Origin of the sequence: Nonomuraea sp. NPDC048901 (assembly GCF_040649695.1) — a bacterium.
Taxonomy (GTDB): Bacteria; Actinomycetota; Actinomycetes; order Streptosporangiales; family Streptosporangiaceae; genus Nonomuraea.
The window spans coordinates 483,336-499,191 of sequence record NZ_JBEZFW010000006.1 but is presented as its reverse complement, the minus strand read 5'-3'; the positions used below and the strand labels follow the sequence as shown (position 1 = coordinate 499,191).

The window sequence follows — 15,856 nt, the reverse complement described above, 5'->3', positions numbered from 1 at the left end:
GGTCTCCTAGTAGCGGCCGTTGATGTGGGCGACATCATGCGCGCTGTATTTGATGATCTTGTGCGCTCCGGTCTTCAGGCACGACGTCGACTCGGTGGAGTGGTCGAGCCCGACCGTGTGCCCGACCTCGTGACAGGCCAGGGCCTGCCGCTGGGTCGCGGTCATCCAGTCGATGTCGGCCAGATCGTAGCGGACCTCGTACTGGTCGCAACGCCACGGCTGGCTGCTGTCGGCCGGGGCGACGGTCTTGACGCACTTCGAGTACGCGAACAGGTTGTAGCCCGTGCTGGAGCCGTCCCAGTCGAGGCCCCAGTGGTCGACGTAGTACTGGTCGAAGGACTCGACGTCGGTGCTCGGGTCCGCGGTGGTGTCGTGGGCCACGGTCATGTCAGTCTGGGAGTCCAGGTTGAGCAGAGCGGCTTTCACGGCGGTCCTGGTACGAGTCTCCAGGGACGCGTAGTTGTACCAGTGCTTGCCGTTGTCGGCGAAGGGACAGCAGCCGTTGGCGCTGCCGAAGCCGTTGGCGCTGGCCGGAGGCGCGGCGGTGGTGGTGATCGCGGCCGCGAGGATGATCGCTGGCAGGAGCTTTCGGTATGACATGTCATCCGTAAATTGAGGGTAAAGGACGTCCGGATATCCTGCCGGGTGCTTGAGAGGGGATCAACTCGGGTCATCCCCTTCGCCGCACAGCACCGGCTGAATGGCTGGTGGGACTCAGCGGCCGAACTTCCAGCCCGGCGGGAAGATGAGCGCCCGCAGGCCGTGTCCCTCCACCTTGCTCGCCCACTCCTCCGGCGTCGTCATGATCTCGCCGTCGCCGTCCAGGGCGCTCTTGACCGGCGTGTAGCCGAACCCCGAGCCGAACAGCCGCGCCACCAGCTCGCCGCCCCGCGTGGCGGGACCGGGCAAGCCCAGCTTGGCCACGTCGTAGCCGAGGATGTAGCCGGTGTTCCCGGCGACGAACCCGCCGAACTCCCTGGTGTTCTCGCCCGCCGACCTCGTCGGCCGGCCGTGGGCGGCGTCGCTCGCCGCGTCCAGCGTGAGCGCACCGGCGGCGTAGGCGGGGCCGTCGATGGCCGCGTAGTTGAGCGTGGTCAGCACGTACTTCGGCAGGCAGATCTGCAGGATCCGGCCGACGTTGACGCCGAAGACGGCCTTGACCGTCTGGGCCAGCTTCACCAGCCGCGCCATCTGGGCGGCGGCCATCGCCTGCGCCACGCCGTACAACATGGTCGTGAACGGCTGGAAGCAGACCAGCCACAGGAGCTGCACGATCGCCTTGTCCAGCTCGGCGAGCTGCTTGCGCACCCCTTCCACCAGGTCGGCGTACGCGTCGCAGCCGGCGGCGAGCACCCGGCAGTCCTTGGCGAACGCGGCGGGGAAGCCCATGATCCGCAGGATGTAGAGCTGGGCGAAGGCGTCCACTCCCTGACCGCCGTTGTTGTTCCACACCGAGGCGGCGGCGCTGTCGGCCATCCCGGCGACGCCGCCGGTGTGGCCGTGCGGGGGAGGCTGCTCCGGGCCGTTCAGGTCGGCGGCCAGCTCGCGGAAGGCGGCGGCCGCCTTGCGCAGCTCCGCCGGGTCGATCTCCGGCGCGGTGACGCCGGCGTAGACGCGCAGGGCGACCATCGTCCCGGCTGAGGCCAGCAGCAGGGTCGTCATCAGGGTGGCGGGTGACAGGACCCTGGCCCCGCTCAAGGCCGTCGGCGACAGCATCGGCCTGATGGGGATCACGGGGTGTTCTCCGCCGGCCAGGTGTAGACCGGCACGTCCGCGATCTTGATGTCGTCGGCTATGCCCCAGTCGACGGTGGCCACATTGCGGCGCATGGTCAGGATGCCGTCGGCGATGTCCCCGTACACGGCCGCGAAGTCCTCGATCATGCGGAGCATCTCGTCGCGCTTCGGCTTGTACCACTCGACGAACGCCTTGTCGGCCGGCTCGTTCACCGGCCAGCCACCCAGTGCGCTCAGCGCGTCGGCGGCCTTCCCGACGGCCCGCCGCACCGCCGCGGACGCGTCGTCGAAGGCGGGAGCCGCGTGCTTCCTGAGCTGATCGTGGTCTATTTCCAGGGGCGGCCGCGACGGCCCCTCAGAAGGGGCTTCTGCCATCGGTCACCGGTAATCGTGAGGACGGGATCGTCATGCGATCATGCTCACGGTCGGATATGTCCGAAGTGTCTCTCTGTCATTACGATCACATCTACACATTTCCGACATCCGGCGTTCACCGGGTGTTCGCCCGGGAACGCCGTGTCAGAACTCGCATCAAGGGGTCTCAGCGGCGGCGAACCGGGCCCCGACCCAGGCCAGGATGTCGGGCATGGCGCCGTCGTCGATGCCCGTCGTGGTGCCGTAGGTGTCGTGTTCGAGCCCGTCGTACACGCGGTAGGTGATGTGCGAGCCTGTGGCGCGCAGGCGGGCGGCGACCTCGGCGTTGACCGGCTCGGGGGTGACGGTGTCGGCACCGCCCTGCAGGAACAGGACCGGGCCGGCGACGCGCTTCCAGCCGAGGCTGTTGTCGCGCAGGTATTCGGTGAAGCGCGGGTCGCTGGAGTAGCCCGGTTGGACCAGTGCCGGGCCGGTCAGATCTCCGTAGACCGCGGTGGCCACGCCCAGGCAACCGTTCCGGGCGGCGTCCTGGCGGGACAGGGCGGCGGGGGTCAGGAGACGTCCGATGTCGATCTTCGGATCGCTGTAGGCGGCGCCCTGCGCGAGCAGCGGGGCGAACCCGCCGTACGGGACGGTCGTGGCCACGTGGGCGGCCAGCGCGGGCAGGTCGGCGGCGGGCGAGGTGACGACCACGCCCCGGTAGCCCGGCTCGGGGCGTGTCCCCTGGCGTTCGGCGAAGCCGAGTGCGGCGCCGCCGCCCTGGGAGTGGCCCCACAGCACCCAGTCGCCCGACAGGTCCGGAACCGCCTGGCGCGCGGACCGCACCGCCCCGGCGATGTCCTCCGCCTCGGCGGTCTTGTTCACCAGTTCCGGACGGCCGGTCGTGCCCAGGCCCGCGTAGTCCGGGGCGACGACCGCGTACCCCCGCTCCAGGAAGCGGACCATCTGGTTGCCGTGGTACAGGTCGCGCATCAGCGACGGCGCGCAGTCCGCGGCGATGCCGCTGGCGCCGTGCGCGTCCACGACCACCTTCCAGCCGCCCGCCGGGCGCGGGCGGTCCTGCGGCACCAGGACGACGCCGGAGACCGCCACGTCCCGGCCCCGGGAGGTACGGGAGTGATACAGCACGCGGACGGCCTTGACCGGCTTGTTCTCCACCACGTAGTCGGAGGTGGCCGCCGCGCGGATCAGGGTTCCGCTCGGCGCCCACGGCAGTGGGTCGGGAGCGTCGTAGAAGGGGGTACGAGGCAGGGCGTTCTGCCGCTGGGCGGTCCAGGCCCAGTCGATCTGGCAGGCCTGGTCGCAGGTGTCTGCGTTCGCTCGCGGGCCCGTGGCGGGCGCGGTGGCCAGGACGGCGCCGACCGCGATGACCGCCGAGAGCCGGCGAGCTCCGGCCAGGAAGGCATGACGAATAGACCTCATGGGAGGCTCCTGTTTCAAAAGGGGTGGCTCAGCCGCCGATCCGGCCCGGCGGCGCGCTTATCCGACGGGGCGGCCGTCGACCAGCTTTCCGCTGGGTCCGTAGACGAAGTCGGTGGTGGTGTCCATGATGAACTCCATCGGGAAGCCCAGGTCGATCGAGGCGGCCTGCTCCAGCCGCTGCACCGCCTCTTCTGGCAGTTCCAGGTCGATGGCGGCGAGGTTGTCGGTCAGCTGGTCCAGGGTGCGGGCGCCCAGGATCGGGTGGATCCAGGGCCGGTGCGCCCGCGTCCACGCGATGGCGACCTGCGAGGAGGAGACACCGAGCTCGTCGGCCACGGCGTCCACCGTGCGCGCGATGCTCAGGTCACGTTCGGAGATGGTGGCGCGGTCGACCCGGGACGGACCGTCGGCACCGGACCGGGTGAACTTGCCGGACAGGACGCCGCCGGCCAGGGGCGACCATGCGGCCACCGACAGCTCCAGAGCGGCGGCCATGGGCAGCAACTCGCGCTCGATGTCGCGTTTGACCAGGCTGTAGGGCAGCTGGAGGCCGGCGAACGGCGTCCAGCCGCGGAACTCGGCGATGGTGTTCGCGCGGGAGATCAGCCAGGCGGGCGCGTCGGAGATTCCGACATACAGCACCTTCCCGGCCCGTACGAGATCGTCCAGAGCCCGCATGGTCTCCTCGATGGGTGTGCTGGGGTCCCAGATGTGCACCCACAGCAGGTCGATGTAGTCGGTGCCCAGCCGGCGCAGGCTGGCCTCGACCGAACGGACCAGGTTCTTGCGGTGGTTGCCGCCGGCGTTGGGGTCGGTGCCGTCCATGGTCAGGGTGTACTTCGTGGACAGCACGAAGCGGTCGCGGTCGGTGCCGAGCAGTTCCCCGACGATCTGCTCGCTGCTGCCCTCGGTGTAGCGGTTGGCGGTGTCGATCACGTTCCCGCCGGCTTCGGCATAGGCGGCGAACATCTTGCGGCACTCCTCGATGGAGGCGCCCCATCCCCAGTCCTGCCCGAAGGTCATCGTGCCAAGGAACGCCTCAGACACCCTCAAACCGGTGCGACCAAGCAGTCGGTACCGCATCACATAATCTCCTTCACATTCGCGCCAAGTTGGCGACGCGAAGGAACCTATCGACCGTGATCGGCATCCGTATTGCACGTTCTTGCCCCGCCACTTGCCCTGCCCGGGGTCAGCGCGAGGTCCAGGTCGTGCCTCGATAGGTCGACTGATATATGGCCGGGGTCATCCCATAGGCTCGCGCGAACACCCGGGTCAGGTGGGGTTGGTCGTGGAATCCCGTCTCGTACGCGACCTCGGCGATCCCCGCGCCGCGCCGGAGCAACTCCCTGGCCCGATCCAGCCGGAGACGCAGGTGCAGCTTGTGCGGCGGCAGACCGAACCGCGCCGTGCACGCGCGGACGAGCCGATACTTGCTGAGGTCCGCGATCGCGCTGAGTTCGTCCAGCGTCACGTTGCGGGAGAGGTTCGCCCGCAGATACTCGCGTACGAGTTCGGGGGCCCGCTGCCTGGTGTCCCTCCCGCCCTCGGGATCGTAGGCGTGCCGAGCCAGCGCGGCGACGAACTCCAGCACCCCCGTCTCCTGCCGCAGCGCCGAACCGGCTTGCCCCGGCGGCAGGTAGAGAGAGCTGTGTACGGACCGGAAGCGGTCGGCCAGCCCGCCGTCCCGGATCACCGGGTCCCCGTAGCGCACGGCGTCAGGCGCGGCGACCTCGGCGATCAAGGATGGTGACACGCACATGATCTGCCAGTGCGCCGACCCGGGATCATCCGGCTGCCCGGAATGGGCGTCATCCGGATGCAGAGCGAGTAATTGGCCGGGAGCGGCGTGGAATGTCGTGCCACGTCTGCGTACGGTGAAACCGGAGTCGAGCACGAGAACCACTTTGAGCTCTTCATGGACGTTGCCGCTGTAGGACTGCGCCTGCCCATCCACGACCACGACGTCCGGCACGTCCTCGGACACCCGTGGGACTTCTAACTGAGCCACACCTGACACGGCCACAACCTTAGTCAACGGCACTTTGATCGCAGGATCCTCAGGTTTCTGGATCTCATCGCATTCTGGAAGAATCTCCATGACAGGCGACGGACCGGAGGACTGATGGCCGAAGGACCCGGCGAGGCACGTGCGGAGGAGCCTGCGGTCAAGCGCAGGAGGCCCCGCGCGGGTAGCGGGGAGTCGCTCGGCGATCAGGCGTACGAGCACATACGCGCCGCGATCCTCCAGGGCGAATACCGGCCCAACCAGCGGCTTCCGGAAGACGAGGTGGCGGCGCGGCTCAACAGCAGCCGCACCCCCGTACGCGTCGCGCTGATGCGGCTGGTCGACCAGGGGCTGGTCGTCCGGGAGCGGCAGGGCTGGGTGGTGCGCGAGCACACGCCGGACGAGATCCGCGAGATCTACGAGGTGCGGTGCGCCCTTGAGTCGATGGCCACCGGGCTGGCCGCCGTGCGCGCGTCCGAGGAGCAACTGGACACGATCGCCGCGTTCTACGACGGGCCGATGGCGGATTTCATCCAGCGCCCGCGGGCCGAGCTGGGGCGGATGAACCGCGACTTCCACGAGGCCATCGTGCGGGCCTCGGGCAACGGCCGGCTGCTGGACGAATGGCTGCGCAACCGCGACTTCGGCATCACGTACAACATGGCCGTCCTCTTCACCCCGGACGAGGTGGTCACGTGTGTGGCGGGCCATCAGCGCATCGTCGAGGCGCTGACGAACCGCGACCGTGAGGGCGCGGAGCGGCAGGCGCGGATCCACGTCGAGGACGTCCAGGCCGCGGCCTGCCGCCGGCTCGACGCCCTGCGGACGTCCGCCGGGCTGTACCTGTCCTGAAGGCCCGGTCACGGCGATGAGCGGAGATGGGTGCGCTCTCCGTCGTGCTCCAGGATGGTCAGGATCTCGGCCGGGCCGTCGTGGGCGCCGAAGGCGTGGGGGATCATGGTCGAGAACTCCGCCGCCTGACCGGCCTCGACCACGATGGTCCGCTCCCCCAGCAGCAGTACGACGGCTCCCGACAGAACGGTGAACCAGTCCCTGCCGGGGTGGACCTTCAGCTCGGCGGGGTCCCTCGGGGGCGGCTTGGTGAGGCGCATCTTGGCCACGGTCATGCCGTTCGGCCCCGGCTCCCGGCTCAGCGTCCAGATGGTCATCCCCCGCGCCTCGTTGCGCTGGGGCCTGATCACCACATCGTCGTCGGTGACCGACTCGACGAGGTGGTCGAGGGTGGTCTCCAGGGCGCGGGCGATCGCGGTCAGCTGGTCGAGGCTGATGCGCCGGTGGCCCGTCTCGATCCGGCTCAGGGTGGAGGGGCTGAGGTAGCAGCGGGCCGCCAGGTCGTCGAGTGACCAGCCGCGGGCCGTACGCAGGCCCCTGATCCGCTTGCGGACCAAGCCGTCGAGATCTCCGTCTTGCTTCATACGCAAGACCTTATGCCAGAGGAGCAAGGTGGACATAGTCTCCGAACATGGCAACCCACCACGACCACTCCACGGCCGGATCCGACGACGCCGTGATGACCGAACTGCTGGATCTCGACGCGGAGGTGCTGCACGCGTACCTGTCCGAGGTGACCGCCTGGGTCCACCAGCTCGCCGGCGACCCGGCCCCCAGCCATCTCCTCGACCTCGGCAGCGGAACCGGCACCGGCACGTTCGCCCTGCTGGAGCGCTTCGCGAAGGCCGAGGTGACCGCGCTGGACATGTCCGCGCCCTATCTGCACCACCTCCGGAACAAGGCTGATGAACGGGGCGTGGCCCACCGTGTCCGCACCGTTCAGGCGGATCTGGACGCGACCTGGCCCGATCTCGACCCCGTCGACCTCGTGTGGGCGGCCTCGTCCTTGCACCACATGGCGGACCCCGTCCGCACGCTCACCGACGTCCGCACGGCGCTCCGCCCCGGCGGGCTGCTCGTGGCGGTCGAGATCGACTCCTTCCCGCGCTTCCTGCCCGATGACCTCGGCATCGGCCGCCCCGGACTCGAAGCGCGCTGCCACGCCGCAATGGCCGAGGAGCGCAGCGCCCGGCTCCCGCATATGGGCGCCGACTGGGGCCCACTCCTGACCAGGGCCGGGTTCACCGTCGAGACCGAACGGGTCTTCACCGTCGACCTGACGCCCCCTCTGCCCGCCGCCACCGGCCGCTACGCCCAGCTGTCCCTGCGACGCCTGCGAACCGGGCTGGGCGAGCGGCTGAGCGCCGACGACCTGGCCGCACTCGACGCCCTTCTCGACGACGAAAGGCCCGACGGCATCCTGCGGAGGGGCGACCTTCACGTCCGCACCACGAGGACCGCCTGGGCGGCACGACGCCCATAGCCGGTTGACCCACCACGCTCCCGGACAGGTCGGGAGCGTGGTGGGTCAACCGGTTGCGGCGGAAATGGTGCCTCTTGAGCAATTGGATCCAAATTTGTACCCTACGTTGCATGCAATCTTCGAAGCGCTCCTCGTCGGTCGGCCCGCGGACTGAGGCGATCACCACGACGGAGCCCGGCGATGCCGCCCGTGGCGCGGTGCTCCTGCCGTCGCTGCCCGGCAAGCCCGAATTGACCCCCGAAACCGCCCAGGTGATCGAGGAGGTACCGGGCTACCTGGGCGTACCGTTCGTCAGCCCGATCTTCCAGGCGCTCGCGAACTACCCTGACTACCTCGTCCCGGCCTGGAACCGGTTCAAGCCGATCATCGGTTCACCCGAGTTCAAGCAGGCCGCGGCGGGGCTGGGCGTGCCGGCCGGCCTACTGCCCGCGCCGGAGGAGTCGTTGGCGGCCGGTGACATCCGCCGTTACACCATCACGTTCCACCGGCTGCTGCCCGAGATCCTCCTGCTGGCCTCGTGCTGGTACCGAGGGCTGACCGTGGGCGCCCCCGCGACCCTCGCGCTCGACGGCACCACCCCCGATCCGGGCCCGCGTGGCATCGCCCCGGAAGCGGTCAACATCGTGCCGGACGGCACTCCGCCCGGCGAGGAACTGGCGCGGGTGTACGAGGAGATCCGCGCCGTGCACGGTCATCCCCGGGTGCTGAGCTACTACCGCGCGATCGGCGGCTTCATGCCGCAGGTGTGGCGGCGGCTGGAGCCGATCGCCCGCAGCGCGGAGTACGCCGAGGCGCGCGAGCAGGTGCTGGCCGACGCCGCCGCCGCTGCCGCCCGCCTGCCCGTCCCGGTGATCGACACGGCTCACGCGGACGAGGTGGCGGCCATTCTCGCGGTGTTCCGGGTCCGGCTGATCCCGTCGCTACTGCTCGACACGGCGGTCGTTCTCGCGCTTCTGGGGGAGAACGCGGCGATCGTCACCACCTGACCCTCAGGCCGTGTCTCCGAGAGCACCGGCCGACCCGGGACGCCGACCAGACCCGGGCTCGGGGCACTGGCCGGGGCTCGGGATAATCGTTCGCCCTGACCGAAACGCCGCTGACAGGATCCACGCCATGCCTGCCTTCTTCGCACCCGACGGAACCACCCTGGCCTACCACGTGTTCGGAGCGGGGACCCCGCTGATCTGCCTGCCGGGCGGCCCGATGCAGGACGCCGACTACCTCGGCGAACTCGGCGGCCTGTCGGCGCATCGACAGCTGATCATGGTGGACCCTCGGGGCACCGGCCGGTCCGCGACACCGGAGGACACCACCTCCTACCGCTGTGACCGGCTGGTCGACGACGTCGAGGCGCTGCGCGAGCACCTCGGTCTTGACCGGATCGACCTGCTCGCGCACTGCGCCGGCGCGAACCTCGCGGCCCTGTACACGGCCCGGCATCCGCGACGCGTCGGCAAGCTCGCGCTGATCACGCCGAGCCCCTTCGCCGTCGGCCTCGCGGTCACCGGTGAGGCCCGGCTGGAGGTCGCGCGGCTGCGCGAGGAGGAGCCCTGGTTCGCGGCCGCCTTCGCGGCCCTTGAGGCGATCATGGGCGGCAAGGCCACCGACGACAGCTGGACGGCCATCGACCCCTTCTTCTACGGCCGGTGGGACGCGGCCGCGCAGGCCCACCACGCCGCTCAGGAGGGTCATCGAAACGACGAGGCCGCCGCCGCCTTCGGCGCCGAGGGCGTCTACGACCCGGCCGCCACCCGCGCGGCACTGGCCGCCTTCGACGCGCCGGTGCTGCTGCTGGCCGGCGAGGTCGACCTGAACACGCCCCCGAGCGTCGTGGCCGAGTACGCCGGGCTGTTCCCCGACGCCGAGTTCGTCGTTCAACCGCGAGCGGGCCACTTCCCGTGGGTCGACAACGCCGACCGGTTCGTGGCGACGACCGCGAAGTTCCTGGGCTGACCCCGATGTTCTTGGGCTGAAACCCGCGGCGTCGCTCGCCGCCCATCTGACGATCAGTCAGGCGCCGACAGCCCCTGTCAGCGAAATGCAAGACCCGTCGGCCACCCTCCTATGGAGCGCTCCACGAGCGGCGCCGGACTTCGGGAGGTAGTGCCATGGGGGCGGACGCGACCATTCTGCGCGACCTCGTGACCGACGAGCTGGCCCGGTCCGGCGAGGGCGGCTGGGCGATCGAGGCGGCCGATTTCTGGTGCCGGGTCACTCCCGACGGCTATCCGATGCCCGATCAGGGATGGAAGCTGCACGTCTCCGCCACGATGCTGTCGGCTCCCTTCGTACTGGCCCAGGTCGCCCGGGTGCTCATCGAGGCGGGATGCGCCTTCAAGTTCCCCGACCGGCTAGGCGACTACTGGGAGCTGCTCGCCCCGCATTGCGCGCGGGCGCAGGCGGGCAAGTTCGTGACCGCCTACCCGACCAGTGACGCCGAATCTGTCCGCCTGGCCGCCCTCCTCGACGAGGCCACCAGGGGACTGCCTGGCCCGGCGATCCTCTCCGACCGGCCCTACCGCGCGGGCGGCCTCGTCCACTACCGCTATGGCGCCTTCTCCGGGCACCGGACGCTGGGCAACGACGGGTTCTACGAGGTACGACTGCGCGCTCCGGGAGGACAACTGGTCCGCGACGAACGGGCGGCCTCCTTCACCCCGCCGAGCTTCGCGGCCTGCCCTTTCCCTGAACCACCAAAAAAGACCGCAAAAGGGACGTCCGCGGTCATGCTCAACGACCGGTTCGTGGTGCGGGAGGCGATCAGACACGCCAACAGGGGCGGCGTGTACATCGCCGAAGACACGAAGACCGGCCGCGAGGTCGTCATCAAGGAGGGTCGCCCGCATGCCTCCTCCGACCTCAGCGGCCGGGACGCCAAGGACCGGCTGGCTCTCGAACGTTCGGCTCTCGACGACCTCGCCGCCACCGGTGGCGTGCCGGCCGTCGTGGACTTCTTCGAACAGGGCGGCCACGCCTTCCTCGCGGAGGAGCTGGTGCCCGGCCACACCGCGCACCGATGGACGGAGGCGCACGCGACGCCTCTCGGCCGGGACGGCTTCGGCTGCCCGGCCGAGCAGGTCATACCGGTCGTCGCACGCCTGGTCGGCCTGCTGCAGAAGGTGCATGAGCAGGGCTACGTCTTCCGGGACCTCTCCCCCGGCAACGTCATGATCCTGCCCGACGGCCAGATCCGGCTCGTCGACCTCGAGTACGCGGCCAAGCGGGACAGCACCGTCATGATCGGCGGCACCTCCGGCTATCTCGCGCCGGAGCTGGCGCCGTACTCCGGAGCCTTCCGCCAGGCGCCCACGGCGGCGGCGGATCTCTACAGCCTCGGCGCGCTGGTGTACTTCCTCGCGGTCGGCGCCGAGCTCGGCCTGGCGGAGGACGAGGAGGCCGGCCCGGCTTGGGGCGTCCGCGCCGGCGACCTCCTGGCCAGGGTCGCCGAGGGCAACCCCGCTCTGGCGGCGCTCCGGCCCATGGTGGCGGGCCTGCTCGCCGAACCCGAGGACCGCTGGACGCTCGACGCCTGCGCGCGCTTCCTGGCCGAGCTCCGAGAGCCCCTCGCGCGACGCGTTCTTCCGTCTCGCGTGAGCGCGGACGACCTGGTCGCCGACGGGCTCGCCTGGCTGGCCGAGACCATGGACGACCGCGCCGACAGCCCGTCCCCCTGGCCCAACATCACCTATGGGCTCGAAGCCGACCCCTGCGCGGTGAGCGCCGGCGCGGCCGGCATCCTCCCGGTCCTCCCACCCGAACAGGCCGGCACCGTCTCGCGCTGGCTCCGCCGCCGCCTCGCCGAGGAGGACGTCTGGCCGTCCGGCCTCTACGCCGGGCGATCCGGCGCCCTCTGGGCGTTGTACGAGGCGGCGCGGGACGCGGAGTCGAGGGACTTCGCGGTGCGGGCCGCGTACCGGCTGCCGACCGACCATCCCAGCCCCGACATGACCCACGGCCTGGCCGGGTGCGCGATGGCCACCCTGCGCCTGGCCATCCGCGCGGACGACGCCGCGCTGCGCGAGCGGGCCGCGCGGATGTTCCAGAACCTGCACGACGCGCGGTCCTCGTTGGACGGGCGCCCGCAATGGCTGACACCGGCCTCCCATGACTCCAGCCTCGCCGGCACCAATCACTTCGGCTTCGCCCATGGCCTGGCGGGAATCGGCACCGCCCTGCTCTACGGAGGCGTCGCCTTCGGCCAGGCGGAGTGGCTGGAGACCGTGCGCGAGGTGGCCCACACGTTCTACGCGCACGCCGATGTCGAACGGGGTGCGGCCTGGTGGCCGTACCGGCGCGACGAGCCCGAGTCCGTACGGCCGCGCCGCCCCCACTGGTGCAGCGGATCGTCGGGCGTCGGCTCGTTCCTCATCCGCTACTGGCACGCCACCGGCGACCCGATCGCGCTGGAGCTCGCCGAACAGGCGGCGGTCGCCGTACACCGGACGAGGTGGCAGTCGGGCTCGGTGCTGTGCCACGGCCTGCCGGGCGAAGGCGACTTCCTGCTCGACATGGCCGAATTCACCGGAGACGAGCGGTACCACCGATGGGCGGAGGATCTGGCCATCTGCCTGACCGCGCGGGCCGTCAGGCGCGCGGGCAAGCTGCACGTGCCCGACCGCCTGGGCCGGATCCTGCCGAGCTACCTGGGCGGGGCCGCGGGCGTCCTCGCCTTCCTGCTGCGCCTGCGTCACGGACATCCGCGCCTGTGGACGCTCGACGACGTCATCGGCCGCCCAGCCCATGAGCTCACCGCGCTTCGAGCGCGGTGATACCCGAAGGAACGGAACCAGAGAGAGGGGGAGAACATGTCTTTCGACGTTCAGGACCTGCAGAACCTGCAGGAGCGTGAGCCGAGCACCTCGGAGTCGGCGCTGCTGAGCAACTGCATCAAGCACCCGGGTTGCACCGACACCAACTGATGAAGATAACGGCGTGCGGCTTGGCATCGGCCGCACGCCGTTTCCAGATCTCCGAGAGGGCAGGCGTCGTGACGACCCGCAGGATCATCCGGCTGTTCGCGCCGTATCGCCGCGCCGTCCTGCTCGTCGTGCTGCTGGTCGCGATCTTCTCCGCGCTGAACGCGGCCGTGCCGCTGCTGACCCAGGTCGTCTTCGACCGCGCCCTGTTCGGCGCGGGCGGCCCGCGGCCCGGCCTGCTGGCCCTGATCGCCGCTCTCGCGGCGGTCGTCGCGGCCGGGGCGGCGGGCGTCGACCTGGCCCAGGCGTGGATCTCGGCCCGGATGGCCCAGCGGGTCATCCACTCCTTGCGTACGCGGCTGTTCGGCCACCTGCAGCGGATGCCGCTGGGCTTCTTCGCCGCCGCCCGGAGCGGCGAGATCCAGTCGAGGCTGGCCAACGACACCGACCAGATCGAGGACGCGATCAAGGACACGCTGCCCAGCCTGCTCGGCAGCCTGCTCGGGTTCCTGTTCGCGCTGGGGGCGATGTTCTCGCTGTCGTGGCGGCTCGCGGCGGTCACCCTCTGCCTGGCGCCGGCCATCCTGTGGGTCACCGCCCGTTCGGGACGCGCGCTCAAGATCCTCTCCGCCGCCGGCCAGCGCGCCCGCGCGGAGATCGCCTCCATCGCCGCCGAACGCCTCTCCCTGGGCGGCATCACGCTCGCCCGGGTGCACGGGCGCGACGGCCACGAGGCCGCGGTGTTCGCCGCGGAGAGCGAACGGCTGGCCGGGCTGGGCGTCCGCGCGAGCCTGGCCGCTCAGTCGGTGCTGAGCGCGGGGCACATCTTCTTCGTCCTGACTCCGTACATCGTGTTCGTCGCGGCCGGGCTCATGGACGGGATCACGCCCGGCACGCTCATGGCGTTCGTGGTCCTGCAGTCGAGGCTCTACCAGCCGCTCTGGCAGATCCTGCACATCTCGACGGAGTTCCGCACCGCCCAGGCGGCCTTCGAGCGGGTCTTCGAGTACCTGGACCTGCCGCCGGAATCGCCCCCTCCCGTGGGGGGAGCAGGGGCGGGTGAGGTGAGCGTCGCGGGCGCCTCGTACGCCTACGCGGGGCCGCAGGGCGAGACCCGGTGGGCGCTCCGCGAGGTGACCCTCGACCTGCCCGCCGCCTCCGCCACCCTGATCGTCGGCCCGAACGGATCGGGCAAGACGACGCTCGGCCACCTGCTCGCCGGTCTGTACGAACCGGCGGAGGGCTCCGTACGGACCGGCGGGCGCGTCTGCCTGGCCCCACAGGAGGCGCTGCTCTTCCAGGGCTCCATCGCCGACAACCTCCGCTACGCCGCCCCCGACGCCGGCCTGGACGACCTGGTCGCGGCCTGCACGACCACCAGGATGCACGAGCGGATCATGGCCCTGCCCGACGGCTACGACTCCGTGGTCGGCGAGCGCGGGGCGCTGTTCTCCGGCGGCGAACGCCAGCGCCTCGCCCTCGCCCGCGCGCTCCTGAGCGACGCGCCCGTCCTGGTCCTGGACGAGGCGACGTCCGCGCTCGACCCGCTGGCCGAACGCGAGGTCGTCCACGCGGTTCTGCGGCGCCGCAGGGGGCTGACGACGGTGATGATCACCCATCGGTTCGGGGGCCTGGACGCGTTCGACACGGTCGTCGTACTGGACGGCGGACGCGTGGCCGAGTCGGGCACGCCTCCGGAACTGCTCGGCGACCGGCACGGCCTGTACGCGCGGATGGTCCGCGCCCAAGCCGTCCAGCGGCGCGCGGAGATCGCGGCTAACATGCGCTGATGCGGGTAAAGCTGCTGTCGTCCCTCAGACGGCTGGCCGCGATGAACCCTTTCATCGTCGACCTGGCTTTCGGCGCGGCGGTCGCCGCCATCACCTTGACGTTCCTGTTCTCCGTGGGCGGGACCGAGGCGGGTTACGCGGAGCGTCCCCTGGACGCCGTCGGCGTGGGATTGACGCTGGTGACCAACCTCGTACTGGCCTGGCGGCGGCGCGCGTCCCTCACCGTGCTGGCGATCTCCTGCGCCGCGGCGTTCGTCTTCCACCTGGCGGGTTACGACTCCAGGTTCAACGAAGTGGCGCCGCTGCTGGCGCTGTACACCGTGGCCAGTCGGTGGCGTCCGGCCGTCTCGCTCCCCTGCGTGCTTCCCATGACGGCCGTCTGGTGGCACGCCGCGTTCCTCGCCCCGCCCGACTTCGCCTGGCCGAACGTCCTGCAGGTGAGCATCATGGTCGCCGTCGCCTGGACGTTCGGCAACAGCACCCGGATGCTGGTCGAACGCAACAAGCAGCTGGCCCACCTCACCGGACGGCTGCGCCAGGAGCAGGAGGACAAGGCGCGGCGCGCCGTCACCGAGGAACGGGTGCGCATCGCCCGCGAACTGCACGACGTGGTCGCCCACCACATGTCGGTCATCGTGATCCAGGCGGGACTCGCCCGGTACGTCTTCGGCACCGACCCCGCCACGGCGCGCGGCGCGCTCACCACCATCGCCGACACCGGCAGCGAGGCCATGGGCGAGATGAGACGACTGCTGTCCGTCCTGCGCATAGAAGCGAGCGACGACACGGATGGCTACGACCCGGCACCCGGTCTGCAACGGCTCGAACAGCTGGTGGAACGGGTGAACTCGGCCGGCCTGCCGGTGAAGATGTCGATCACCGGCGCCGTACGCCCGTTACCTCCAGGAATCGACCTGTGTGCCTACCGGATCGTCCAGGAATCCCTCACCAACGTGCTGAAGCACGCGGGCCCGGCGACGGCGACGGTCTCGCTCCATTACGGCGCCGAGCTGGAGCTGCGCGTCACCGACGACGGCAGCGGGCCGGCCGTCACCCCGGACGGTGATGGTCACGGCCTGATCGGCATGCGCGAACGCGTCAAGCTCTACGGGGGAACGGTCACGGCCGGGCCGAAGCCGACAGGCGGTTTCGAGGTCGCGGTCACCCTGCCCCTGGCCTCCCCGGCTATGGACGATCGCCCTTCACCATGAAGGCGAACCTGCGATACTGCAGACGCCCTGAAAAGCCTCCCGGGCCCGCCTTAGAGGCGGGCC

At 70.5% G+C, this 15,856-nt stretch carries 14 protein-coding genes; 7 read left to right on the top strand and 7 right to left on the bottom strand.

Features of this window, described 5'->3' with window-relative positions; all coding sequences use genetic code 11:
• Positions 1–6: 6 nt before the first annotated feature.
• The 6 genes from AB0C30_RS23585 to AB0C30_RS23560 form a co-directional block, all read right to left on the bottom strand.
• A complete protein-coding gene (locus tag AB0C30_RS23585; RefSeq protein WP_357947583.1) occupies positions 7–600 on the bottom strand; it encodes a matrixin family metalloprotease in 594 nt (197 codons plus the stop codon).
• A 114-nt stretch (positions 601–714) separates the two neighbouring features.
• A complete protein-coding gene (locus AB0C30_RS23580; protein ID WP_357947580.1) occupies positions 715–1,734 on the bottom strand; it encodes a hypothetical protein in 1,020 nt (339 codons plus the stop codon).
• Complete coding sequence (locus tag AB0C30_RS23575) at positions 1,731–2,111, bottom strand: hypothetical protein (RefSeq protein WP_357947577.1); 381 nt, start codon at positions 2,109–2,111, stop codon at positions 1,731–1,733. Before AB0C30_RS23575 ends, AB0C30_RS23580 begins: the two co-directional genes overlap by 4 nt.
• 156 nt (positions 2,112–2,267) lie before the next feature.
• The gene (locus AB0C30_RS23570; RefSeq protein ID WP_357947574.1) at positions 2,268–3,533 is read right to left on the bottom strand and encodes an alpha/beta fold hydrolase; all 1,266 of its coding nucleotides are present in this window, start codon (positions 3,531–3,533) and stop codon (positions 2,268–2,270) included.
• A 57-nt stretch (positions 3,534–3,590) separates the two neighbouring features.
• Entirely contained in the window at positions 3,591–4,556 is a 966-nt protein-coding gene (locus tag AB0C30_RS23565; protein ID WP_357947571.1) for an aldo/keto reductase, read from the bottom strand.
• Positions 4,557–4,725: 169 nt separating this feature from the next.
• Entirely contained in the window at positions 4,726–5,520 is a 795-nt protein-coding gene (locus AB0C30_RS23560; protein WP_357947568.1) for an AraC family transcriptional regulator, read from the bottom strand.
• Between the two features lie 138 nt (positions 5,521–5,658).
• On the opposite strand from AB0C30_RS23560, the gene AB0C30_RS23555 reads away from it, so the two are divergent.
• Entirely contained in the window at positions 5,659–6,393 is a 735-nt protein-coding gene (locus AB0C30_RS23555; protein ID WP_357947565.1) for a GntR family transcriptional regulator, read from the top strand.
• A gap of 8 nt (positions 6,394–6,401) precedes the next feature.
• On the opposite strand, the gene AB0C30_RS23550 is transcribed toward AB0C30_RS23555, so the two are convergent.
• A complete protein-coding gene (locus AB0C30_RS23550; protein ID WP_357947562.1) occupies positions 6,402–6,977 on the bottom strand; it encodes an XRE family transcriptional regulator in 576 nt (191 codons plus the stop codon).
• A gap of 47 nt (positions 6,978–7,024) precedes the next feature.
• Between AB0C30_RS23550 and AB0C30_RS23545 the strand changes: the two genes are divergently transcribed.
• The 6 genes from AB0C30_RS23545 (at position 7,025) to AB0C30_RS23520 (ending at position 15,793) form a co-directional block, all read left to right on the top strand.
• Positions 7,025–7,876 carry a class I SAM-dependent methyltransferase gene (locus AB0C30_RS23545; RefSeq protein WP_357947559.1) on the top strand — a complete coding sequence of 284 codons (852 nt, stop codon included), beginning with the start codon at positions 7,025–7,027 and terminating at the stop codon, positions 7,874–7,876.
• A 110-nt stretch (positions 7,877–7,986) separates the two neighbouring features.
• Positions 7,987–8,862 (top strand): hypothetical protein, encoded by an 876-nt coding sequence (locus tag AB0C30_RS23540; protein WP_357947556.1) that lies wholly within the window; start codon positions 7,987–7,989, stop codon positions 8,860–8,862.
• A 127-nt stretch (positions 8,863–8,989) separates the two neighbouring features.
• Positions 8,990–9,829 carry an alpha/beta hydrolase gene (locus AB0C30_RS23535; RefSeq protein WP_357947553.1) on the top strand — a complete coding sequence of 280 codons (840 nt, stop codon included), beginning with the start codon at positions 8,990–8,992 and terminating at the stop codon, positions 9,827–9,829.
• Positions 9,830–9,984: 155 nt separating this feature from the next.
• Positions 9,985–12,645: a class IV lanthionine synthetase LanL gene (lanL, locus tag AB0C30_RS23530; RefSeq protein WP_357947550.1), complete on the top strand. Its 2,661-nt coding sequence runs from the start codon at positions 9,985–9,987 to the stop codon at positions 12,643–12,645.
• A gap of 218 nt (positions 12,646–12,863) precedes the next feature.
• Positions 12,864–14,582 (top strand): ABC transporter ATP-binding protein, encoded by a 1,719-nt coding sequence (locus tag AB0C30_RS23525; protein ID WP_357947547.1) that lies wholly within the window; start codon positions 12,864–12,866, stop codon positions 14,580–14,582.
• Positions 14,582–15,793: a sensor histidine kinase gene (locus AB0C30_RS23520; protein WP_357947543.1), complete on the top strand. Its 1,212-nt coding sequence runs from the start codon at positions 14,582–14,584 to the stop codon at positions 15,791–15,793. Before AB0C30_RS23525 ends, AB0C30_RS23520 begins: the two co-directional genes overlap by 1 nt.
• The last annotated feature ends 63 nt before the right edge of the window (positions 15,794–15,856 follow it).

What these genes read in the sequence shown, in the direction of transcription:
- AB0C30_RS23585 (WP_357947583.1), bottom strand. Translation starts at nt 600, where the DNA reads ATGTCATACCGAAAGCTCCTGCCAGCGATCATCCTCGCGGCCGCGATC.
- AB0C30_RS23575 (WP_357947577.1), bottom strand. Translation starts at nt 2,111, where the DNA reads ATGGCAGAAGCCCCTTCTGAGGGGCCGTCGCGGCCGCCCCTGGAAATA.
- AB0C30_RS23570 (WP_357947574.1), bottom strand. Translation starts at nt 3,533, where the DNA reads ATGAGGTCTATTCGTCATGCCTTCCTGGCCGGAGCTCGCCGGCTCTCG.
- AB0C30_RS23565 (WP_357947571.1), bottom strand. Translation starts at nt 4,556, where the DNA reads ATGACCTTCGGGCAGGACTGGGGATGGGGCGCCTCCATCGAGGAGTGC.
- AB0C30_RS23555 (WP_357947565.1), top strand. Translation starts at nt 5,659, where the DNA reads ATGGCCGAAGGACCCGGCGAGGCACGTGCGGAGGAGCCTGCGGTCAAG.
- AB0C30_RS23550 (WP_357947562.1), bottom strand. Translation starts at nt 6,977, where the DNA reads ATGAAGCAAGACGGAGATCTCGACGGCTTGGTCCGCAAGCGGATCAGG.
- AB0C30_RS23545 (WP_357947559.1), top strand. Translation starts at nt 7,025, where the DNA reads ATGGCAACCCACCACGACCACTCCACGGCCGGATCCGACGACGCCGTG.
- AB0C30_RS23540 (WP_357947556.1), top strand. Translation starts at nt 7,987, where the DNA reads ATGCAATCTTCGAAGCGCTCCTCGTCGGTCGGCCCGCGGACTGAGGCG.
- AB0C30_RS23535 (WP_357947553.1), top strand. Translation starts at nt 8,990, where the DNA reads ATGCCTGCCTTCTTCGCACCCGACGGAACCACCCTGGCCTACCACGTG.
- lanL (WP_357947550.1), top strand. Translation starts at nt 9,985, where the DNA reads ATGGGGGCGGACGCGACCATTCTGCGCGACCTCGTGACCGACGAGCTG.
- AB0C30_RS23520 (WP_357947543.1), top strand. Translation starts at nt 14,582, where the DNA reads ATGCGGGTAAAGCTGCTGTCGTCCCTCAGACGGCTGGCCGCGATGAAC.